The organism is Pedococcus sp. P2_D9, assembly GCF_056404275.1.
In genome coordinates this window covers 190,634-210,716 of the sequence record NZ_JBFUEI010000003.1, presented here as the reverse complement: position 1 = coordinate 210,716, position 20,083 = coordinate 190,634, and the positions used below count along the sequence as shown (strand labels likewise).

20 protein-coding genes are annotated in these 20,083 nt (G+C 71.9%); 9 read left to right on the top strand and 11 right to left on the bottom strand.

Going from position 1 to position 20,083, the window contains the following annotated elements; translation table 11 throughout:
• Positions 1 to 51: 51 nt before the first annotated feature.
• Positions 52 to 1,263, bottom strand: a complete 1,212-nt coding sequence (locus AC1DXJ_RS06000; protein ID WP_477624595.1) for an ATP-binding protein — start codon at positions 1,261 to 1,263, stop codon at positions 52 to 54.
• Positions 1,264 to 1,473: 210 nt separating this feature from the next.
• On the opposite strand from AC1DXJ_RS06000, the gene AC1DXJ_RS05995 reads away from it, so the two are divergent.
• Complete coding sequence (locus AC1DXJ_RS05995; RefSeq protein ID WP_477624594.1) at positions 1,474 to 1,962, top strand: hypothetical protein; 489 nt, start codon at positions 1,474 to 1,476, stop codon at positions 1,960 to 1,962.
• A 52-nt stretch (positions 1,963 to 2,014) separates the two neighbouring features.
• On the opposite strand, the gene AC1DXJ_RS05990 is transcribed toward AC1DXJ_RS05995, so the two are convergent.
• Positions 2,015 to 2,530, bottom strand: a complete 516-nt coding sequence (locus AC1DXJ_RS05990) for a DUF3806 domain-containing protein (RefSeq protein ID WP_477624593.1) — start codon at positions 2,528 to 2,530, stop codon at positions 2,015 to 2,017.
• Between the two features lie 9 nt (positions 2,531 to 2,539).
• The gene (locus tag AC1DXJ_RS05985) at positions 2,540 to 2,866 is read right to left on the bottom strand and encodes a rhodanese-like domain-containing protein (protein ID WP_477624592.1); all 327 of its coding nucleotides are present in this window, start codon (positions 2,864 to 2,866) and stop codon (positions 2,540 to 2,542) included.
• 78 nt (positions 2,867 to 2,944) lie between these two features.
• On the opposite strand from AC1DXJ_RS05985, the gene AC1DXJ_RS05980 reads away from it, so the two are divergent.
• Positions 2,945 to 3,889, top strand: coding sequence for an aminoglycoside phosphotransferase family protein (locus AC1DXJ_RS05980; protein ID WP_477636530.1), 945 nt, complete (start codon positions 2,945 to 2,947; stop codon positions 3,887 to 3,889).
• Between the two features lie 37 nt (positions 3,890 to 3,926).
• Here the strand turns inward: AC1DXJ_RS05980 and AC1DXJ_RS05975 are convergent, their stop codons facing one another.
• On the bottom strand, positions 3,927 to 4,127 hold the full coding sequence (locus tag AC1DXJ_RS05975) for a hypothetical protein (protein ID WP_477614287.1): 201 nt from the start codon (positions 4,125 to 4,127) through the stop codon (positions 3,927 to 3,929).
• 112 nt (positions 4,128 to 4,239) lie between these two features.
• On the opposite strand from AC1DXJ_RS05975, the gene AC1DXJ_RS05970 reads away from it, so the two are divergent.
• Entirely contained in the window at positions 4,240 to 7,185 is a 2,946-nt protein-coding gene (locus tag AC1DXJ_RS05970; protein ID WP_477636529.1) for a helix-turn-helix transcriptional regulator, read from the top strand.
• Here AC1DXJ_RS05970 and AC1DXJ_RS05965 read toward each other — a convergent pair.
• Positions 7,178 to 8,038 (bottom strand): Fpg/Nei family DNA glycosylase, encoded by an 861-nt coding sequence (locus AC1DXJ_RS05965; protein ID WP_477614285.1) that lies wholly within the window; start codon positions 8,036 to 8,038, stop codon positions 7,178 to 7,180. The two genes, AC1DXJ_RS05970 and AC1DXJ_RS05965, sit on opposite strands and share 8 nt — an antisense overlap.
• Positions 8,039 to 8,125: 87 nt before the next feature.
• Here AC1DXJ_RS05965 and AC1DXJ_RS05960 point away from each other — a divergent pair, with 87 nt between their 5' ends.
• Entirely contained in the window at positions 8,126 to 9,568 is a 1,443-nt protein-coding gene (locus AC1DXJ_RS05960) for an MFS transporter (RefSeq protein WP_477636528.1), read from the top strand.
• A gap of 16 nt (positions 9,569 to 9,584) precedes the next feature.
• On the opposite strand, the gene AC1DXJ_RS05955 is transcribed toward AC1DXJ_RS05960, so the two are convergent.
• The 3 genes from AC1DXJ_RS05955 to AC1DXJ_RS05945 form a co-directional block, all read right to left on the bottom strand.
• Complete coding sequence (locus AC1DXJ_RS05955) at positions 9,585 to 10,646, bottom strand: App1 family protein (protein ID WP_477614282.1); 1,062 nt, start codon at positions 10,644 to 10,646, stop codon at positions 9,585 to 9,587.
• Positions 10,647 to 10,655: 9 nt separating this feature from the next.
• On the bottom strand, positions 10,656 to 11,324 hold the full coding sequence (locus AC1DXJ_RS05950) for a DsbA family protein (protein ID WP_477614281.1): 669 nt from the start codon (positions 11,322 to 11,324) through the stop codon (positions 10,656 to 10,658).
• A 118-nt stretch (positions 11,325 to 11,442) separates the two neighbouring features.
• Positions 11,443 to 12,324 (bottom strand): GAF and ANTAR domain-containing protein, encoded by an 882-nt coding sequence (locus AC1DXJ_RS05945; protein WP_477636527.1) that lies wholly within the window; start codon positions 12,322 to 12,324, stop codon positions 11,443 to 11,445.
• Positions 12,325 to 12,496: 172 nt separating this feature from the next.
• Here AC1DXJ_RS05945 and AC1DXJ_RS05940 point away from each other — a divergent pair, with 172 nt between their 5' ends.
• Positions 12,497 to 13,279, top strand: a complete 783-nt coding sequence (locus tag AC1DXJ_RS05940; RefSeq protein ID WP_477636526.1) for a fructosamine kinase family protein — start codon at positions 12,497 to 12,499, stop codon at positions 13,277 to 13,279.
• A 9-nt stretch (positions 13,280 to 13,288) separates the two neighbouring features.
• Here AC1DXJ_RS05940 and AC1DXJ_RS05935 read toward each other — a convergent pair whose 3' ends face one another.
• Genes AC1DXJ_RS05935 through AC1DXJ_RS05925 form a run of 3 tightly spaced genes read right to left on the bottom strand, consistent with a single transcriptional unit; the run spans position 13,289 to position 15,613 of the window.
• Positions 13,289 to 13,795, bottom strand: a complete 507-nt coding sequence (locus tag AC1DXJ_RS05935; RefSeq protein ID WP_477636525.1) for a mycothiol transferase — start codon at positions 13,793 to 13,795, stop codon at positions 13,289 to 13,291.
• 22 nt (positions 13,796 to 13,817) lie between these two features.
• Positions 13,818 to 14,924, bottom strand: coding sequence for an S-adenosylmethionine:tRNA ribosyltransferase-isomerase (locus AC1DXJ_RS05930; RefSeq protein ID WP_477636524.1), 1,107 nt, complete (start codon positions 14,922 to 14,924; stop codon positions 13,818 to 13,820).
• Positions 14,921 to 15,613 carry an SDR family NAD(P)-dependent oxidoreductase gene (locus AC1DXJ_RS05925; protein ID WP_477636523.1) on the bottom strand — a complete coding sequence of 231 codons (693 nt, stop codon included), beginning with the start codon at positions 15,611 to 15,613 and terminating at the stop codon, positions 14,921 to 14,923. The genes AC1DXJ_RS05930 and AC1DXJ_RS05925 overlap by 4 nt, the downstream gene beginning before the upstream one ends.
• 93 nt (positions 15,614 to 15,706) lie before the next feature.
• Between AC1DXJ_RS05925 and soxR the strand changes: the two genes are divergently transcribed.
• The 4 genes from soxR (at position 15,707) to AC1DXJ_RS05905 (ending at position 20,076) form a co-directional block, all read left to right on the top strand.
• On the top strand, positions 15,707 to 16,174 hold the full coding sequence (gene soxR, locus AC1DXJ_RS05920) for a redox-sensitive transcriptional activator SoxR (RefSeq protein WP_477636522.1): 468 nt from the start codon (positions 15,707 to 15,709) through the stop codon (positions 16,172 to 16,174).
• Between the two features lie 16 nt (positions 16,175 to 16,190).
• Entirely contained in the window at positions 16,191 to 16,913 is a 723-nt protein-coding gene (locus AC1DXJ_RS05915; RefSeq protein ID WP_477636521.1) for an endonuclease/exonuclease/phosphatase family protein, read from the top strand.
• Positions 16,914 to 17,021: 108 nt separating this feature from the next.
• Positions 17,022 to 19,316 carry an MMPL family transporter gene (locus AC1DXJ_RS05910; RefSeq protein ID WP_477636520.1) on the top strand — a complete coding sequence of 765 codons (2,295 nt, stop codon included), beginning with the start codon at positions 17,022 to 17,024 and terminating at the stop codon, positions 19,314 to 19,316.
• A 40-nt stretch (positions 19,317 to 19,356) separates the two neighbouring features.
• Positions 19,357 to 20,076: a hemerythrin domain-containing protein gene (locus tag AC1DXJ_RS05905; protein ID WP_477636519.1), complete on the top strand. Its 720-nt coding sequence runs from the start codon at positions 19,357 to 19,359 to the stop codon at positions 20,074 to 20,076.
• Positions 20,077 to 20,083 lie beyond the last annotated feature (7 nt).

The following is a 20,083-nucleotide window of genomic DNA, read 5'->3' as shown; positions in this document are numbered from 1 at the left end:
GGGCGAGCCCTGCTCCTCACGGTAGACCGGTCGCCCTCGTGATGACCTACCTCAGCTGGCGGAGCGCAGGTAGCGGCCGAAGTGGGGGACGGTGAACGCGATCCGGCCTCGCTCGCCCGAGTAGATCAGACCCTTCTTGAGGAGCGCATCCCTTGCCGGAGAGAGGGATTGGGGTTTGCGGTCGAGGACCTGTGCCACCGACGCGGTGGGCACCGACTCGGTCTCGTCGACCTCCTCGCCGGCTTCGGCCAGCGTCAGCGCAGCGTCCGCCATGGCTCGCAGGTACTCCCGCTCGGCAGGTGTGGCCCGTTCGAACCGGGACCCGAAGAACCCCACCGCCAGCTCCGCCTCTGCCTCGGGTGCGGCCACCGTGATGTCCTCGGCCGTGATCGGCGAGCGCGGGGCGACGTCCCACGCGACCTTGCCGTAGGCCTGGACGAAGTACGGGTAGCCGGCGGTGGCGGCATACATCGCGTCCAACGCCTCGGGCGTGAACTCGGCCTCCTCGTCGGCGGCCGGCGCGACGAGGGCGAGGTCGGCCGCGGCGCGGTCGAGGCGGTCGATGCGTTGGTAGCGGAACAGGCGCTCGGAGTAGGACTTCGACGCGGACAGCACCGCCGGGAGGTGCGGGAGCCCGGCACCCACGACGATGACCGGCAGGCCTGACTGGGAGATCTCGTGGCAGGCCGCACAGATCGCCGAGACGTCGTCAGCCGAGAGGTCCTGCATCTCGTCGATGAAGATCGCGACGCCCCGGCCCACGTCGGCCGCCAGCCCACCCACGTCGGTGAGGAGCTCGACCAGGTCGATCTCGATGTCGCCGGAGTCCGCGCGGCCGGTGGCCACGGGAACGTCGATGCCGGGGTTCCACTTCTCCCGCAGCTTGGCGCCCGGAGCGGCGTCCCGCTGGGCAAAGGCCTTGATCACCCCGAGGACGTGGTCCACCTCGTCACCCGCGGGATGCCCGAGCTCCCGGACCGCCACGTGCAACGCCGCGGACAACGGCCGGCGCAGGCCCTGGTCGGGACGCGCCTCGAGCTTGCCGGTCCCCCAGCGGGCGCGGACGGCGGCCGAGCGCAGGGCGTTCAGCAGCACCGTCTTGCCGACCCCACGCAAGCCGGTGAGGACGATCGACCGCTCGGGTCGACCGCGCGCGATGCGTTCGATCACCACGTCGAAGGCGTGCAGCTGCTCGTCACGACCGGCGAGCTCGGGCGGGCGCTGGCCGGCTCCGGGCGCGTACGGGTTCCGTATCGGGTCCACGATCGCAGGCTATGGGGGTTTCTAGCGTTTCCCTGAGATTTCGGGATACGCACCGATCGTGTCGCCCTCGACGGGTTCGGGGCGGGGGCAGGTCGAGCTCAAGTCCGGCTTCAAGTCGAGCCCAAGTGCCGCCCAAGAGGCGCTGGCCACAGTGGTCCCACCAACAGCGCCGGACCGCCCGGCCAGACCAAGGATCACTGGAGTCATCCCATGAATGTCCGCACCATCACCGCCGTCGCCAGCGCCACCTTTGCGCTCGTGCCACTCGTCCCTGCAAGCGCTCACGCCGCCACCGTCGAGCGCCTCGACCGCAGCCTCTTCGACGGCACCCCGAGCGTGTCCGCCTCGAGCTGGCACTTCGACGGGCCGACCGCAGGGCCACTCGGAGGCGCGCTCGACCTGGTCGTCACCGCCTCCGACGGCACCTTCCCGACCGTCCCGGGTACCTGCGAGCCGGTCGACGTCCACGCGGTCCTGCAGGTCAGCCCCGGCGAAGAGCTCACCATCAGCACCACCGGTGAGGCCTGCGCCCACATCATCGACGCCAGCCTCAGCGTGAACGCCTACTTCGACAAGGCCGACCTCGCGTACGCCGGCGCCGAGCACAAGAAGGCCAAGGTCGTCGGGGACGGCCTCATCGCGGCAGCGCACAGCTGGCTCGGGGGACAGGCCAGCGTCTCGACGTCCGTCCGCTGGTGAGACCTGGGGGTGGGTCGCGCGGGTCTGCGCGGCCCACCCTCCTCGCTGCGCGTCAGTCGCGGGTGCGGCGGCGGACGATGTGCCCCACCACGGCAGGGATCCAGCCGGTCTCGCCGCGCATCCAGCGTCCCGCCACCAGGTTGTGCGGGACGACGACGAACGAACCCTTGAAACCCTCGGTCAGCGACAGGTCGGTCCCGAAGACATCGGTGACCACCTGCCAGTCGAGGTCGGTGTGGCGGTCGAGGTGCTCGCCGATCCCCACCGCGTAGCGCTCCACGACGGCGGCGTGGTCGGGGCGGTCGTCCTCCGGCGCGGCCGACCACGCGGCATACGCCCGGTCGAGGCCGGCACTGAGCGAGTCGAGGTCGTCGACGTCGACTCCTTCGGCGGTCAGCGACTCCAGGGCGGCGGTGATCCGGCCTCGCTCACCGTCACCGAGCGGGTCCACCAGTGGGCGCAGCGAAGCGCCGGGGTCGAGCGTGTCACCGGCATCGGGGAGCGTGCGCTCCTCCGTCTCGGGCACGTCAGCAGCGGAGTCGTCGCGGCCCCGACCGAACCACGCCATGGCCGTGACCTACTTGACCGTGGCGGAGCCCGAGTCGGCGACGAGCTGCTTGCCCGCGCCCTGCCACGCCTTCATGCCGCCGTCGAGGTTGGCGACGTCGAAACCCTGTTGCGACAGCCACGCCACGGCCCTGGACGAACGGCCACCACCGCGGCAGGCCACGGCGAGCGTGCCCGCATCGGTGTCCGGCAGCTCGTCGAGCCTGGACGGCAGCTCGCCGAGCGGGATGTGCAGGGCACCGGGCGCGTGGCCCGCGTCCCATTCGTCCTGCTCGCGCACGTCGAGCAGTACGGCGTGGTCGTGGACGTCCGTGACAGGAACCTGGGGGATGGTCATGCCCCCAATGAAACACCCCCGCCAGACCGCGCGGAAATCCAGTGGGCAGACCGTCCCCGCGGGCGGCACAGTGTGGCCATGACGAGCAGCGCGGCGGCGATCGCCCGGGTGGTGGCCACGGCTCGCGCCCAGGTGGGCGACCATCCCGCTCTCGTGCCGGTGCTCGACGGCCTGCCCGAGCTGCTCGCGGACCTGGTCGAGCGCTGGTCGCTCACCCTCGGCGAGGTGTACGCCGAAGGCCTGGGCGTCCCCGTGGTCGCCGTCGACGCCGACGGGACGCCTGCGGTCCTCAAGATCGAGCAGGTGGGCCCCGGCTTCACGGCCCAGGTCGCCACTCTCGAGGCAGGACACGGGCGCGGGTATGCCGCGGTGCTGGCGTCCGACGCCCCTAGCGGCGCCGTGCTGCTGGAACGCCTCGGGCCCAGCCTCGCCTCCTCTCGGCTGCCTGCGGTGACCCAGGTCGACCACCTGGCCGCCACGCTGCGGTTGGCGTGGGAGGTGCCGGTGTCCCTGGCTCCCGAGGTCGCTGCCGGGGAGGACAAGGCCGCGGTGCTGGCGGGGATCGTGCGCCGGTTCCGTCAGGGCGACGACGAGGAGCGTTGGGGCGCAGCACTGGACCGCGCCCACGAGCTGGCCCGTCACCTGTCGGCGACCCGCGATCCCGCGCGCGACGTCCTCTGCCACGGCGACCCCCACCCCGGCAATGCGTTGCAGGCCAACGGGATCCCGCGCTACAAGCTCGTCGACCCCGACGGGTTCCGGTGCGAGCCCGAGTACGACGTCGGCGTGACCCTGCGTGACTTCAGCAGGGAGGTCCTGGCCAGCCGGGACCATTCCCTGGCCCGCGAGCGGCACGAGGCCCTGTGTGCGCACGCGGCCGAGCTCACCGGCACCGACCCGGAGCGGGTGGGGCAGTGGGCCTTCGTCGAACGGGTCACCACCGGCCTCTACCTGAGGTGGTTCGACGACGAGGAGGCAGCCGAGTCCTTCCTCGACGCAGCCACGGTGCTGCTCCGGGACTGACCCCGACGAGACGTGGGCCAGCGGTGGACCACGAGCCTCAGTCCTTGGCGTCGCCCCGCGCGCGACCGTGCCTCGCGTGACGATAGGTGAACGCTCCGACCGCGATCGCGACCAGTCCGACCACGGTCAGGCTGGTCGAGTCGAGGGGCTTGTCGATGGCCGTGACCGGGACCACGAGGACCACACAGAGGAAGAGGGAAGCGCCCAGAGCCCGGAGGACTGCCCGTGCAGGCCTCACAGTCCCCCTCAGACGTCTCGTCGCCGTTCTCTCACCCTCTAGAGTCCGTGGACGCTGCTCGGTGACGGACGAGCGGACGACGGGACGCCGGCCACGGGTGGATGATCGGGAGATGGACCCCCCACGGCCACTGGTGGGACGCGCTGCCGAACAGGCGCGGCTACTCCGCGCGCTGGACGAAGCCGTGGCTGGGAAGCCGGGGGCGACGCTGCTCCACGGCGAGCCCGGCATCGGCAAGACCAGCCTCGTCCGCGACCTGGTCGAGCGCGCACAGGCGCGAGGGTTCCACGTCCTGTTCGGCCAGTGCCTCCGGTTCGGGGCCGAGGTCACCACGCACCTGCCGTTCACCCAGGCATTCGACCGCTGGGGGCGAGGCGTCGGCGCCGAGACCCTCGACCGGGTGTTTCCGGGTGCGGTTTCCCACGGCAACGTGCTGGGACCCCGCGGCGGCGTTGCCGACCCCGGGCCGCAGGGACTGCTCTTCCAGCTTGCTGGTGCCGTGGACCGGCTGGCCGACGACGCACCCACCCTCGTGGTCGTGGACGACCTCCAGTGGGCTGACCCGAGCTCCCTCGATGTCCTCTCCTTCATCGTCGCCGGACTGCACCCGGGTCAGCACCTCACGCTCGCCCTCACCTACCGGGACACCGAGCTGGGTGATGGGCACCGGCTGTACGGCTGGTTGGCCGACGTGCGACGCCTCACCGCCGTCCACCACCTCCGCCTCTCGCGCCTCAGCGCCGGCGAGACGGAGCAGCTCGTGCTGCGGCTGCCAGGCGTGCAGGCCGATATGGCGCTGGCAGAGAGGGTTTTTGCCCGTTCCGAGGGAAACCCCTACCTCGCGGAGCTCGTGGCGCAGGAGGTCGGCGATACCGACGGTGCCGGCGGCCGACTCGCCCAGGCGCTGCTCGCTTCGTGGCACCGACTCGGTCCCACGGCCAGGTCGGTCACCCAGCTGGTGGCCGTCGCCGGGCGTCCCGTGGCGTTCCGCGTGCTCGAGGACCTCGCCCGACGGCGTGGAATGGCGGCCGACGAGGTGACGGCCGCCGTGAGCGAGGCGGTCGGCGAGGGCATCACCGTCGTTCAGGACCGTGAGGACGTCTGGTTCCGCCACCCCCTGCTGGCCGAGGTGGTGGTCACGACGCTGCCCCCGTGGGAGCTCCCCGAGGTCCATCGCGCCTTCGCCGCCGGCTGGGAGGCCGCCGAAGGCGTCACGGACGCCGAGCGCGCGACCCACCTCGCCCTGCACTACGCCGCCGCCGAGGACGTGGAACCGGCCTTCAGATGGGCTCTGCGCGCCGCGGACGAATCCCTCAGGCTCCACGCGATCAGCGAGGAGGCGACACACCTCGCCACGGCCGGCGACCTGCTCGAGCTGGTTCCGGCTGAGTCGAGGCCGTCCAGGACCGAGCTGCTCACGAGGGCCGGGCGGTGCCTGATCGCCGCCGGCAGACCGGCCCTGGCCGTGGAGTTCTACGAGCGGGCGCTCTCGGCCGTCGATCCACAGGAGGAGCCGCTGGCCGCCTGCCGCGTCCTGATGGCGCTGAACTTCGCCAAGGGGACCAACATCACCGGCAGCGCTTCGGCCGTGGTCGCCGACTTCGAGCGAGCCGTCGCCCTGACCGACCCCTTCCCGGACTCGAAGGAACGGGTGCTCGCGCTCGCGCACCTGGCCAACTTCGAGGTCTTCGAGGGGATCGCCGCCGGTGCGGGACACGCAGCGGAGGCCGTCCACCTTGCCGAGGCACTGGGTGCCGACGACGCCCTCGCCTGGGCTCTGGTGGTGCGCGCGCAGACGTCGTGGGGCACCCATGACGGCGTCGTCGATGCGGAGCGGGCGTGGGCTCTGGCCCGTGGGGTCGACGAGACCGAGCTGCTCATCAGGGTGTCGGTCAACGTCTGCAACAGCTTCGAGTCCGTGGGACAGCTCGCAGCGTCGGCGTCGCTCTCGCGCGAGGTCTTTGCGCTCATGCGGGAGCGCGGCAGCGCCCAGGGCATCTCCTGCACCGGTGCGCGCGCAGCGCTGACGCTGGTCCAGCTCGGCCAGTGGGACGTTGCGCGCTCCATCATCCGCGAAACGCTGGCCCTGCGGCTGAACACCCGCTGGGGAGCGGCCGCCCGGTGCGGCGCGGCCGTGCTCAGCGCCCTGGAGGGCGACGTAGCCGCAGCCGACGCGCACCTGTCCCGCGCCAGGGAGCTGATGCCCGTCAGCGGCCTGGGGGACGAGTTCATCCTGAGCGAGATGCTGGTCGCCCTCGAGCTCGGACGACCTCGACGCACCCTCGAGCTGGTCGAGACCTGGATGACCCAGGCCGTCGCCCTCGACCACTCCGTGGCCGACGAACTCCTCCGGCTGGCGGCGCGCGCCGCAGCCGACCTGGCGGACGCCGGTGCGGGCGCGTCCGACGAACCGAGGACCTCCGCGATCTCCTGGCTGGAGCGCATCGAGTCCCTGCGTGGTGGCTCGCCGCCGCCGTTCCTGCCCTCCGGGCTGGAGGACGCCGTCCACCCGGCGTGGGGCGCTCTCTACGCCGCAGACCGGGCCAGGTGCCACGGCGAGGACCCGACGTCGCTGCCCTTGTGGCAGGCGGCGGCTGAGGCGACCGACCGGGCCGGACTCCGGTTCGACCACGCCAGGTCGCTGTACTTCCTCGGCCGGACGCTCCTGGCAGAGCCGAAGGGTCGCGAGAGGGCGGCCGACGCGCTGGGCCGAGCGGCTGCCATCGGCGACGAGCTCCGGGCGGCCCCGCTGGTTGCCCTCGTCGAACAGCTGGCCCTGCAGGCGCACCTCTCCCTGGTCGACCCCGGCGAGCACCACCCCGCAGCCGAGCCGGTCACCGAGCTGGTGGGCGTGGCCCTGACCCCGCGCGAGGCCGAGATCCTGGACCACATCGTCGCCGGGGAGACCTATGCGCAGGTGGCGCGCCACCTGTTCATCAGTGAGAAGACGGTGAGCGTCCACGTCTCCAACCTGCTCCACAAGACCGGTACGTCGAGCCGAATCCAGCTCGCCGCCCTGGCCGTGCGATCGCACGGGGTCCGGGACACCGCTACTTGAGGAGGCGGGACATCCGACGGTCGGCCAGCGGCTTGCCACCGGTCTGGCAGGTCGCGCAGTACTGCAACGACGAGTCGGCGAACGACACCTCGCGCACCACGTCGCCGCAGACCGGGCAGGTCTCCCCGGTGCGGCCGTGCACCCTCATCCCCGCGCGCTTGGCGTCCTTGAGCTCCTTGGCCGGCTTGCCCGAGGCGGTCGCGACGGCCGCGGACAGCGTTCCCCGCAACGCGGCATACAGGCGATCCACGGCCTCGTCGTCGAGGCTGGCGGCCATCGCGAAGGGCGACATCCTGGCGACGTGGAGGATCTCGTCGGAGTAGGCGTTGCCGATCCCGGCGATGAACCCCTGGTCGCGCAGCAGCCCCTTGATCTGTGAGCGTCGCCCGGAGAACAACGCCCCGAACGCCTCACGGGTGAACTCGTCAGCCATCGGATCGGGTCCGAGGGAGGCAATCCCGGGGACGTCGTGCGGGTCACGGACGAGATAGGCGGCGAGACGCTTCTTGGTGCCCGCTTCGGTGAGGTCGAAGCCGGACGCATCGGAGAACCGGGTGCGCAGGGCGATCGGTGACTTGCCCGGACGCAGCACCGTGTTGGGCATCGCGTCGGACCACCGCAACCAGCCGGCGCGGGCGAGGTGGAAGACGAGATGCACTCCGTCGCAGTCGATGTCGACGAACTTGCCGTGCCGGGACACAGCGTCGACGGGAGCTCCGCTGAGCGCCTGCGGTGGCGGGTCGAAGGTCTTCAGCACCGAGAAGGACCCGAGCTCGACCCCTGTCACGGCGAGCCCGACGGTCCGCTCGGCGAGGAAGTCGACGAGCGCCTGGACCTCGGGCAGCTCCGGCACAAGGCCGAGTTTGTCAGAGATCCGCAGCGGATCCGCGGGAATCCCAGCACCGACAGCCCCCTTGCGCGGCGGTGCGACGATGGAGCCATGACGACGACGGCCGCCCCCCACGAGCTGCTGCGGCTCAAGTCACACACCGGACGGCTGGCCCTCACCACCACGGTGCTGGGGAGCGGGATCGCCCTGCTCGACAGCACCATCGTCAACGTCGCGCTCCCGACGATCGGACGCGACCTCGAGGCCGACCTCGCCGGGCTCCAGTGGGTCGTCAACGCCTACGCGCTGACGCTGGCCGCCTTCATCCTGCTCGGCGGCTCACTGGGCGACCGGTTCGGGCGACGGGCGATGTATGCCGTGGGCGTGGGCGGGTTCGGTGTCGCCTCGGTGCTCTGCGCCCTATCGCCGACGGTCGAGGTGCTCATCGCGGCACGTGCCTTCCAGGGTCTGTGCGCTGCACTGCTGGTTCCCGGCAGCCTCGCGATCCTCCAGGCGTCCTTCCACCGGGACGACCGGATGGCTGCCATCGGCGCCTGGACCGGCCTGCTGGGCGTCGCCACGGCTTCGGGACCTGTCATCGGCGGCTGGCTCGTCGAGCGTGACTGGAGGTGGGCCTTCTGGCTCAACGTGCCACTGGCGGTGGTGGTCGTGGTGCTGAGCCTCAAGTTCGTGCCCGAGTCGCGAAATCCGTTGGCCAGCAAGCACGTCGACGCAACCGGGGTCGCCCTGGCCGTGGTCGGACTGGCCGGCCTCACCTATGGCCTGACGTCCCTGTCCGACGGGCTCAGCGCCTCGGCCCTGACCATCGGTGCGATCGGCGTGATCGCGCTGGGCGGGTTCGTCCGGGCTGAGCTGCACACCCACGACCCGATGGTTCCGCCCTCGCTGTTCGCCAACCGGGTGTTCACCACCATCAACCTCGTCACGCTCCTCGTCTACGCGGGACTGTCCGCCGCGCTGCTGTTCCTCGTGCTCTTCCTCCAGACCGTGGCTGGCTGGTCCGCGCTCGAGGCTGGTGCCGCGACCCTGCCCCTCAGTGTTGTCATGCTTCTTCTCGCCGGCCGCTTCGGCAGACTGGCCGCCAGGTCCAGCCCACGCCCCTACATGATCGGCGGAACCCTCGTCGCCGCAGCGGGATTCGTGCTGTTGGCCATGTCGCCGAGAGAGGCCTCCTACGTCACCAACGTCTTTCCCGGCATCACGCTGGTGGGGCTCGGCCTCGCCATGACGGTCGCCCCCCWGACCGGCACCGTGCTCGCCGCCGCGCCGGACGAGCTGGCCGGCACCGCGAGTGGCGTCAACAACGCGGTGGCGCGCACGGCCGGCCTGCTCGCCGTGGCAGCCCTTCCCCCGCTGGTCGGGTTGGGCGGCGCCGACTACGCGTCGGCCGACGCGCTCGCGCCCTCCTACCGACTCGCCATGCTGGTCTGCGCCGGGCTGCTGGTCGGCGGTGCAGCCCTGACTGCCTTCGGCCTGGCCCAGCGCGAGACGCCGTGCGCGGACGCACCCCACCTCGACGTCACGGCTCGCTAGCTGCGCGGGCCGTGCCCTACAGGTCGAGGGCGATGCGCAGCAGCCGCACCAGCCCGTAGCCGTCGCCCGCGCGGCATACCGGCACCTCGCGCTCGTGGCGGCCACGCGGTGCGGCGAACTCCTCCAACGACACGGGTATGCCGTGGGACAGCACCTGCTCGCCCGGCGTCAGCTCGCGGATGGCGATGGCTGCGACCGTGTGCGGCCGTTGCTCGGCGAAGTCGCCGTAGATCTTGGGGTCGTGCTGGCCGTCGTCACCGACGAGGACCCAGCGGATGTGGGGGAACTCGTTGGCGAGCCGGTGCAGGCAGGCCTGCTTGTGCTCCTGCCCCGACCGGAACCACCCGGTGTTGGTCGGACCCCAGTCGGTGAGGAGCAGGGGGCCCGGCGGGTAGCCGTGACGTCGAAGGAACCGGGTCAGGGTCGGCGCGGTGTTCCACGCGCCGGTGGAGACGTAGACCATCGGTGCGTTCGGGTGTCGTTCGAGCAGCTCGCGGTACATCGTCGCCATGCCGGGCACGACGTGTCGGGCGTTCTCGCTCTTCACGAAGGTGTTCCAGGCCGCGATCATCGGGCGAGGCAGGGACGTCGAGATGACCGTGTCGTCGATGTCGCTGATCAGGCCGAAGGTCTCGTCGTCGCCCACGATCATGACGGCCGCCACCACGTCCTCGGCGTCGGCCGCGCTCACCCTGACCTCGTGCCAGCCGGGCTCGAGTCCGTGGCCCTTGACCTTGGTGTCGATGTAGCCGCTGCGGTCGCTGCGGGTGTGCACAGTCTTGGCGCCGACGGTGATCGTCACGGGGACGTTCATCGCCGGTGCGGTGACGAACGCGCGCCAGCCACGGCGCTCGTCCTCGGCGGACCGGAGCTCCGCTGCGGAGGCGCCGGCGTCGGCGCGCTCACCGGGCTCGGGTCGCCGGGTCAGCAGCACCCTGCCGAGCACCCGGGCGAACTCCTGCGAGCCGTAGCCGGTGTGGGCCACGATCCGGGTCTGCCAGCCGCGGCGTCTCAGCGCCGAGTCGACCCGACGGTGCCAGGCGTCCTCGACGATGGAAGCGCGATGCGGTCTGGCCATGGACAGACCCTATGGCCTCGTGAGCACCGTCCTGAACTGGTCGACGAGTCGATCACCGGTGGCGCCGGGGCCGTCGAACTCGAAGATCTGCTCGCCACGGCTGGCGATGAGCAGTGGCCCTCCGCCGAGGTCGAAGTCCTGGGCGAGCTCGAAGTCCTCGGCGGCCAGCTCACGGGCCCGCTGGCTGGCCGCGAACAGCTCGACAGCGGGACCGTCGAGACCGAGACCCGCGCAGATCGACTCGAGGACACCCGGTGCGTCGAGCGGGCGCGACTCGACGAAGTACGCGTGCTGCACGGCACCCAGGACCGTCGAGACGGGCAGCTCGCCCGCAGCGAGGAGGGCGATGAGGCACGCGGCCGGTGCGTTGGCGGCATACCGGCCGGACTGCACGACCTCCACGTCGACGAGCGAGCAGGCGGCACTGAGCACCGCGCTGACCGAGGGCAGGTAGGCCCACGAGTCGGGATCGTAGATGTCCATGACGTAGACGAGCAGGGTCGACGGGTCGGCCGTCGACGGCAGTCCGTGTCCTGTCCATCCGGTGGTGGAGCGGCCCGGAACGCCGAGTCCGGGGAGTCGCGGCTCGTGTCCGCAGCGCAGGCCCAGCCTCGTCGACGGGCGGGGGGTGCCACAGCCGGTGAAGCCGCCGCGGCAGGTGCGGGGAGCACCCTTCATCTCGCAAACCTCCTGGGGCAAGACCGCTGCCCGTGGATGCACAGTCCCGGTAAAGCAAAAAGCAACCGGGATGGCCGTGTGGCCAAACCCGGTTGCTTCAGGTGAAGCCGAGACTAGCTCACAGCGCCTCGGAACGCGAGGATCGAGCTTCGGCGACGATCTGGGAAGCCAGCACGCGCAGCTTGAGGTTCTGCTCCTGGGACTGGCGCCGGAGCAGCTCGAAGGCCACGATCTCGCTGATCGAGTGCCGGCCCATGAGCACGCCCTTGGCCTGTTCGATGACGGCGCGACTGGCCATCGCCTGCTCCATCTGCGCCGCCACCTGACGGGCGCCGGCGACCTGCACGGCAGCTGCCAGGGCATCGGCCGCGCGAGCGGCAGCCATCCGCACGAGCACCAGGTCGCTGTGGTCGAACGCGTGCCGCTCGTAGCCGTAGAGGTTCAGGGCCCCGAACCGCCGCCCCCCGGACTCCAGGGGCAGCGCGAGCAGGGACTGCACCTCGCCGGCCTCGCAGCCTGCCATGAAGGCGGGCCAGCGCTCCTCGCCCCCGGCGAAGTCGACGAGGTTCTCGCGCCCGTTGCGGAACGCGTCCAGACAGGGCCCGTCGCCGACGGCGTACTGCACGGCGTCGATCTCGAGCGTCCCGGCCGTGGTGTATGCCGCGGTGCGCGGTCGGTCCTCCATGACCACCGTGACCCCCACCGCGTCGCAGCCGTCGATGTTGGCGTTGACCGCGGCCACCAGCCGGTCGAGGTAGGGGGCGAGGTCGTCGAGACCTTCGAGTGAGCCCGCGAGCTCGGACATCAGGCGCTGGGCCGCGGCCAGGCTGCGGTCGCCGGCGTCCTGGTGGAGCGCCTCGGCCTCACGCGCGTCCTGCTCGGTGATCCGCGTGGCGGGTGTGGTGCTCGAGAGGTCCCCGGCAGTCGCATCGTCCGCACGGCTCGGGATGCTCGGGGGGTTGTCCGGAGTGAGGTCCGGGACGGAGGCCAGCTCGGCCATGGGCGCTCCTAGGCGACGTGGTGTTCACGCTCACCGTACCCGCCAGTCGGCGTTCCGGGACCACAAACTTCCGGTATGCCCGGGTGGCCGCCCGAGCGCGGACGTGCGGTGGCGTGGACTCGCGGTTAGATGTCGGGATGGCACACGCGCGGCTCCGACCCGGGGCCCCCCGGTGAGCGAGCAGCCCTCGTCGGTCTTCCGCAAGGGCAGCCGGTCGGCGCCGGACGGTTACTTCCGGTGGGAGGCGGCCGGGCTGGCCTGGCTCGCGAGCGCGCCGGGCGGGGCCGAGGTGGTCACCGTGCTCGACGTGGCCTCCGACCACCTGGACCTGCGGAAGCTGACCTTCGCCAACCCGGACCCGGCGATGGCCGAGGCGTTCGGCGCCGCCCTGGCCCGGACCCACGATGCCGGCGCCGCGGCATACGGGAGCCCTCCGGATGGCTGGGAGGGCGACGGCTTCCTCGGCCCGGCCACCGAGCTGCTGCCCCTGCCGCTGCGGCCGGCCGAGACGTGGGGCGAGTTCTACGCCGAGCAGCGACTGCTCCCGATGCTGTCGATGGGGGTCGATAGGGGTATCTACCAACATTCCGATATTGCGCTCTTCGAGCGGTTGGCGCGCCGGGTGAGCCACGGGGAGTTCGACGACGGGGCGACACCGGCCCGCATCCACGGCGACCTGTGGTCGGGCAACATCGCGTGGACCCCGAGCGGGGGAGTCCTCATCGACCCGGCGGCGCACGGTGGCCACCGCGAGACCGACCTGGCGATGCTCGCGCTGTTCGGGTGCCCGCACTGGGACTTCGTGATCGGCGGCTACCTCGAGCAGCACCGCCTCGACGCGCAGTGGCCGCAGCGGGTGGCGCTGCACCAGCTGCACCCGCTGATGGTCCACGCGGTGCTCTTCGGATCCGACTACCCGAGCCGGGCGGTCGAGCTCGCCCGCCGCTATCGCTAGGGGTCGCGCTCAGCCGTCCAGCAGTCCGCGGAGGAAGGCGGCCTGACCGACGTGCTGCTGGTCGTCGTTGACCACGCTGACCAGCCGGACCCCCAGCGTGACCGGCGGGTCCCAGCGCTCGTCGACCACCCGGCCGAGGTCGTCCGGGGTGAGCGGCCGGACGTAGTCGACCGTGACGGCGTGCACCGCGTCGAGGTAGCCGACCAGCTGGTCGGGGTCGAGGCCGCGCACCCGGGCGACTTGGTCGGGGGTGTGGCCGTAGCCGGTGTCGGCCGCCACGAAGGGCAGCCCGAACCGCTCGTGCCAGCCCGCGCTCGTCCACACCTGCTCGTGGTCGGCGACCTCCGCGATGTGGTCGTCCTGGATGCGGGTCAGGTGCCAGACCAGCCACGCGATCGAGTTGGAGTTCGGCGTCGGACGCTGCGCGAGCTGTTCCGGCGACAGTCCCCTGACGGCATCCTCGGCACCCTGGCGGATCCGGGTGAAGGCGTCGACGAGCAGGTCACCGAGGGTCATGTCCGGATCCTAGGCAGATCGCTCAGGACGCGCCTCCCGGCCGGCTCGGGAGCAGCAGGGCCGAGTCGCCGAACTCGTGCCACAGGTAGCCGCCCCGCGCCGCCTCGTCGTAGGCGCGCTGGGTCAGGTCCTGCCCGGCCACGGCCTCGACGAGCAGCAGGTGCGAGGCCTGCGGGTCGTGCCACCCAGTGACCAGCCCGTTCACCACCCGGGGCGGGTCGTCGCGGGTGACCACCCGGGTCGTCCACCCAGACCTCGCAGCCACCTCGCCGCCGCCGCCGCTGTCGGCCCCGTCAAGGACCGCGGACTCGAGAGCGCGGGTCACCGTCGTCCCGACCGCCACGACGCGGCCACCGGCGGCTCGAGTGGCATTGACCAGCCGGGCCACCGTCGCGGGCACCTCGAACCACTCGGGCTGTGGCGCCTCGCCCGCCTCCTGCGACGAGACCCCCGTGTGCAGCGTGACCGCCGCGACGCCGATGCCGGTCGCGACCAGCCTGGTGACCAGTTCGGGGCTGAACGGCCTTGCGGCACTTGGCATCTCGGCGCTGCCCGGACGCGTGGCGAAGACCGTCTGGTAGGCCGCCAGCGGGTAGCTCCGGTCGAGATAGCCGTAGGCGATCGGCCTTCCGTACCTCACGAGGTGCTGCTCGAGCGCGCGCGGGCCGCTCACCGCTGCCCGCCAGAGCCGGTTGCCGCTGCCGGTGGGGGAGGAGTCGGCCCGCGGGTAGGGCGCCAGCAGGGTGAGTCGCCCGCCGGCCGGGAGCTCGAGCTCCTCGCCGACCTGCGCGTCCAGGATGGCGCGGGACGCATCCGGCGGGGTGCGCAGCTCGACCACCCAGGTGCCGTCGTCCAGCCTGGTCGCGGCGTGGACGACGACCGGGCCGCGACCGCCGGCCAGGGCGTCGAACTCCGCCGCGAGGGTGGCCGAGTTGTTGACCACGACCAGGTCACCGGGCGCGAGGTATGCCGGCAGGTCCCGGAAGCGCGCGTGCGCGACGCCCTGGTCGGTGGCCACGAGCATCCGCACCTCGTCCCGGGCGACGCCACGCTCCTCGGGTGGCCCGGGAGCAGTGGTGTCGTCGGGGCTGTCGACGCGGGTCAGCGGGGCGACGGACAGGCGGGTCACGCCGACGCCTCCTGGGCGAAGTCGGCGGCCCGGTACCGGCCGCTGGCCGGGCGCTCGCGAATCAGCGCTCGAATGGCCGGCACGACCGTTTCCGGGAGCGGTCGGTCGCTGATGTCCTCGCCGGGGAAGGCGGCCTGGTGCATCGCCGTCCGCATGTCCCCCGGGTCGATCGCATAGGCGGCGACCTGCGGGTTCTCGACGCCCAGCGTCAGGGTGACGTGGTCCAGGGCGGCCTTCGACGCGGCATACGCACCCCATCCCTCGTAGTGCTCCACCGCGGCGTCCGAGGAGATGCCCACCAGCACCCCGCCCGAGGCGCGCAGCGCCGGGAGGACGAGCTGGGTGAGGGCCAGCGGGGCTGCGACGTTGGTGTGCCAGACGTCGTCGAGCCCGTCGGGGTCGACCTCGGCCAGTGGCGGCAGTGGGGTGGGTCCGAGGGTGCTGGCGTTGTGCACCAACAGGTCCAGCCGGCCGCTCGTCGCCACCGCGGCAGCGAGCGCAGCGCGGTGCGCCGGGTCAGTCACGTCCCCGGCGACCTGGGTGATGGTTCCGGGCAGTGAGCCGACGGCCTCCTGGAGCCGGGTGGCGTCCCGGCCGTCGACGACCACGTGCCACCCGTCTGCCGCGAGGTCCCGGGTGAGGGCCAGGCCGAGCCCGGCCGAGCCACCCGTGATGAGGGCGGTGTGCATGGTGCCTCCAGTTGCGCTGTTCGGCTGATGGAGACATCATCAAAGTTAAAGTGAACTTGAAGTCAAGCCCCGATCCGAGGAGGAGTGGAGGGCGTGGACACGACCGACGTGCTGACCGTCTCCGAGGTTGCCGAGCGCAGTGGGTTCGCGGCCTCGGCGCTGCGCTACTACGAGCGCGAGGGGCTGATCGAGGCGTCCCGCACGTCGGGCGGCCAGCGACGGTATGCCCGCAGCGTGCTGCGCCGGCTGGCCTTCATCCGGGCTGCGGGCAACGTCGGGCTGACCCTCGACGAGATCCGACGCGAGCTGTCGAACCTGCCCGCCAACCGCACGCCCACGAAGTCCGACTGGCACCGCATCTCGGCCCACTGGAGGACGAGGCTCGACGAGCAGGTCACGGCCCTGGAGGCGTTGCGCGACAAGCTCGACTCGTGCATCGGGTGCGGCTGCCTCTCGCTGCGGCAGTGCGGCATCTCGAACCCCTCCGACTACGCCGCCTCCACCCCCGACGCTCCCGGGGCTGCCTACCTGCCGCCGCTCCTGCGGCGACCCCCGCGCTGACGGCGGAGAGGCGTTCATGACCCTCACCCTGCTCAGCTACAACATCCACAGCGGGGTCGGACTCGACGGCGTGCTGGACCTGCGCCGGGTCGCCGACGTCATCGCGGCCACCGACGCCGACCTCGTGGGGCTTCAGGAGGTGGACCGGCACCGCCGGGCACAGAGCCGGTTCGAGGACCAGCCGGGTCTGCTCGCCCAGCTCCTGGGCTGGCACCTCGCGTATGCCGCGAACCTCGACGCCGAGCCCGCCCACCCCGGCGCACCGCGAGCCCAGTACGGCACTGCCCTGCTGAGTCGCCTGCCGCTGGAGTCCGTCACCAACACCCTGCTGCCGTGCTTCCCCGACAGTGAGCAGCGCGGCCTGCTCGAGGCCACCGTCCTCGTGGACGGCACGGCCCTGCGGGTGCTCGGCACCCACCTGCAGTGGGACAGCGAGACCGAGCGGACCCGGCAGGCGGAAGCGATCGTCGCCACCCTCGACGAACGCCCGACCGTCCTCCTCGGCGACCTCAACACGACACCCGGCTCCCCGGCACACACCTGCCTCGCCGGGCGGCTCGAGGATGCCTGGACCGTCGCGGGTGACGGCGACGGGCACACCTTCGAGGCCGAACCTCCGCCACGTCGCATCGACTACGTCTGGGTGGGCGGGGGTGTGCGCCCCCTGTCGGCGCAGGTGGTGCGCTCGGATGCCTCGGACCACCACGCCCTTCGCGTCGAGGTCGCCCTGCCCGGCTGAGGGTCGCTGCCCGGCTGAGCACCCCAAGTCAGTCCCAAGTGGCGCACAAGCAGGTGAGCCGACGCTGGTCCCGACCAGTTCACCTCTGCCTTCGAAGGACGACCCACCATGACCCGCTTGCTCTACCGACTCGGCCGCGGCGCCGCTGCCCACCCGTGGCGGACGCTCTCCGCCTGGGTGCTCATCGCCCTCGTCGTCGCCGGTCTCGCCGCGACCCTCGGCGGCACACCCCAGGACGACTACGACGTCCCGGGCGCACGCTCCCAGGTCGGCATCGACCAGCTGCGCGCCCACCTTCCCGGCGCCGGCGGCACCGCCGCCCGCGTGGTGGTGCACGACCGCTCCGGCGACCGGCCCACCGACGCGACCCTGTCCGGCCTCTCGAGCCGGCTGGAGCAGATGCCGCACGTCGTGCAGGTGTTCCCCGCACAGCGTTCGGCCGACGGCGACACGGCAGTCGTCAACGTCAGCTACGACGCCCCTGTCACCGACCCCGACCTCATGGGCCACCTCGAGCCGCTGGACGCCGCCGTCGCACCACTGCGCGCCGCGGGTCTGCAGGTCGAGCTCGGGGGAGAGCTGCCCGAGAGCGCGGCCGCCCCGATGGAGGGTCGTGGCGAGATCATCGGCATCGTCGCAGCGCTCGTCATCCTCGTCTTCGCCTTCGGGTCCGTGGTCAGTGCCGGCCTGCCGATCGCCACCGCACTCGTCGGACTCGGTGTCGGCACCGCTGGCGTCACCCTGCTCGCCGCCGTCATGGACGTCAGCACGGCCGCCCCGATGGTCGCGACCATGGTCGGACTCGGCGTCGGCATCGACTACGCGTTGCTACTCGTCACGCGCCACGCCGAGTACCTCGCGCAGGGCTTCAGCGTGACCGAGTCCGCCGGACGAGCCGCCGCCACGGCTGGTCGGTCGGTGGTCTTCGCGGCCAGCACGGTGCTCGTCTCGCTGATGGGCCTGCGGCTCGCCGGGCTGCCCGTCTACAGCTCCTTCGGCTTCGCGACCGCCATCGCCGTGCTGTGCGTGATGGCCGCCTCGCTCACCCTCGTGCCGGTGCTGTGCCGCTTCGCCGGCCGTCGGCTGCTGCCCCGCACGGTCCGGCGCGGAGGCGCCACCCGGCGTGGCCGCGCGGCACGGGCCAAGGGCGGCCCAGCCCGTATGCCGTTCACGGCACGGTGGGCGGTCAAGGTCGCCAGGCGTCCGCTGCTGTGGGCGATGGCCGCCGCGATCGTCATGCTCACCCTGGCCGTTCCGGCCCTCGAGATGCGGACCTGGCCGCAGGACCCGAGCAGCCAGTCCACGGAGCTCACGACCCGTCGGGCCTACGACCTCGTCAGTGCCGAGTTCGGGCCCGGGAGCAACTGGCCGCTCACCGTCGTGGTCGACCGCTCCAGGCTCGGGGACGCCGCTGTGGCTTCGCTGGCCCGAGCCCTCGAGGAGCGCTCCGACATCGTCGACGTGACGCCCGCGGTCACGTCACCCGACTCGGCCATCAGCGTGTTCGACGCGATCCCCGCCTATGGGCCGACCGACGAGCGCACTGGTGCCCTCGTGCGCAGTGTGCGCGCCCAGCTGCCTGCCGGCGCTGAGTTGACGGGTGGCACGGCGTTCTTCGCCGACATCGCCCAGATGCTCGCCGGACGCCTGTGGCTCGTCATCGCCTTCGTGGTCGCCGTCTCGGTCCTCCTGCTGGCGCTGGTCTTCCGCTCGGTCGTGATCCCGCTCAAGGCGGCAGTCATGAACCTGCTGAGCATCGGTGCCGCCTATGGCGTCCTGACGGCCGTGTTCCAGTGGGGCTGGGCCACCGACCTGCTCGGCCTCGACCACCCCATGGCCGTGTCGAGCTGGGTGCCGATCCTGATGTTCGCCATCCTCTTCGGCCTCTCCATGGACTACGAGGTGTTCCTGCTCTCCCGGATCCGCGAGGACTGGGCACGCACAGGTGACTCGCACGGCAGCGTCGTGCGGGGGCTGTCCGCCACCGGACGGGTGATCTCGAGTGCGGCGGCCATCATGGTCGCGGTCTTCCTCGGCTTCGCCAGCGAGGTGGACGTCGTGGTCAAGCAGCTCGGCATCGGCATGGCGGCCGCGATCCTGCTGGACGCGACTGTCGTCCGGATGGTCCTGGTCCCGGCCACCATGTCGCTCCTGGGCGACTGGAACTGGTGGGTCCCCCGGTGGCTCGACCGCCTCCTGCCGCACGTGCGAGCAGAGGTCACGGACGAGGACCTCGACCTCGAGCCGGCCCCTCTGACCACGGCGCCCTCGGTGACCCGCGGCGGCGCGCCGGGCGACCCGGCATACCTGCCCGTGGCTGTGGGGGTGAGCGACACCGAGGACGTGGGCCTCTCGGACGAGGACCTCTGGGACGACGAGCTCGCAACCGTCACCAGCCGCTGACCGCCTGACCGAGAACCGTTGACCTGAGAGGAAACCTGTCATGACCACCACCACTGCACCCGCCTGGCCGGAACAGCTCACCTTCCCCGGACAGACGGCCGCCCACCCGGGACCGGTCGACATGACGATGATGTACGTCATGCACCACGGGTTCCGCCGGGACCTGGCGGCGTTCGCCACGGCGGCCGCAGCCACCCCGACGGAGGCGCGGTCGACCTGGCGAGCGCTGGCGGCGCGCTGGGAGCTGTTCGCCGAGGTGCTCCACCACCACCACGCGGGTGAGGACGCCGGTCTCTGGCCGGCCCTCCTCGAGCGCGCCGACGAGGCGGACCGCCAGGTCCTGGAGGCCATGGAGGCGGAGCACGCGGAGATCGACCCGATCCTGACAGCGTGCGCCGCCGGCTTCGAACGGCTCGCCCACCAGGCCGACGAGGACGCCCGGGCGGCCCTGGCCGTGCGGCTGTGCGCGGCCAGGGAGAGCCTCGGACGACACCTGCGGCACGAGGAGACCGAGGCCATCGCGATCATCCAGCGGGTGCTCACCCACGAGGACTGGGAGCAGCTCGAGGAGGAGCACTTCAGGGCCGGGGTCACGTTCGCCCAGGTGCTCGCCCTGGTGCCGTGGGCCGCCCACGACGTGCCGGGACCGTTGCGGCGTCAGGTGTTCGCGAAGACCGGTCGGCCCAACCACATCCTGTGGCTGCTCACCCGCCGGGCCTTCGAGCGGCGCGAGGCCATCGCCTTCCGCTATGTCGACTAAGCAGTCT

Bases quoted from the DNA above. Each gene is read 5' to 3' on its own strand.
- AC1DXJ_RS05955 (WP_477614282.1), bottom strand. From the start codon at position 10,646: ATGGCCAGACCGCATCGCGCTTCCATCGTCGAGGACGCCTGGCACCGT.
- AC1DXJ_RS05945 (WP_477636527.1), bottom strand. From the start codon at position 12,324: ATGGCCGAGCTGGCCTCCGTCCCGGACCTCACTCCGGACAACCCCCCG.
- AC1DXJ_RS05990 (WP_477624593.1), bottom strand. From the start codon at position 2,530: ATGGCGTGGTTCGGTCGGGGCCGCGACGACTCCGCTGCTGACGTGCCC.
- AC1DXJ_RS05910 (WP_477636520.1), top strand. From the start codon at position 17,022: ATGACCCGCTTGCTCTACCGACTCGGCCGCGGCGCCGCTGCCCACCCG.
- AC1DXJ_RS05915 (WP_477636521.1), top strand. From the start codon at position 16,191: ATGACCCTCACCCTGCTCAGCTACAACATCCACAGCGGGGTCGGACTC.
- AC1DXJ_RS05970 (WP_477636529.1), top strand. From the start codon at position 4,240: ATGGACCCCCCACGGCCACTGGTGGGACGCGCTGCCGAACAGGCGCGG.
- AC1DXJ_RS05980 (WP_477636530.1), top strand. From the start codon at position 2,945: ATGACGAGCAGCGCGGCGGCGATCGCCCGGGTGGTGGCCACGGCTCGC.
- AC1DXJ_RS05905 (WP_477636519.1), top strand. From the start codon at position 19,357: ATGACCACCACCACTGCACCCGCCTGGCCGGAACAGCTCACCTTCCCC.
- AC1DXJ_RS05925 (WP_477636523.1), bottom strand. From the start codon at position 15,613: ATGCACACCGCCCTCATCACGGGTGGCTCGGCCGGGCTCGGCCTGGCC.
- AC1DXJ_RS05950 (WP_477614281.1), bottom strand. From the start codon at position 11,324: ATGAAGGGTGCTCCCCGCACCTGCCGCGGCGGCTTCACCGGCTGTGGC.
- AC1DXJ_RS05935 (WP_477636525.1), bottom strand. From the start codon at position 13,795: ATGACCCTCGGTGACCTGCTCGTCGACGCCTTCACCCGGATCCGCCAG.
- AC1DXJ_RS05985 (WP_477624592.1), bottom strand. From the start codon at position 2,866: ATGACCATCCCCCAGGTTCCTGTCACGGACGTCCACGACCACGCCGTA.
- AC1DXJ_RS05995 (WP_477624594.1), top strand. From the start codon at position 1,474: ATGAATGTCCGCACCATCACCGCCGTCGCCAGCGCCACCTTTGCGCTC.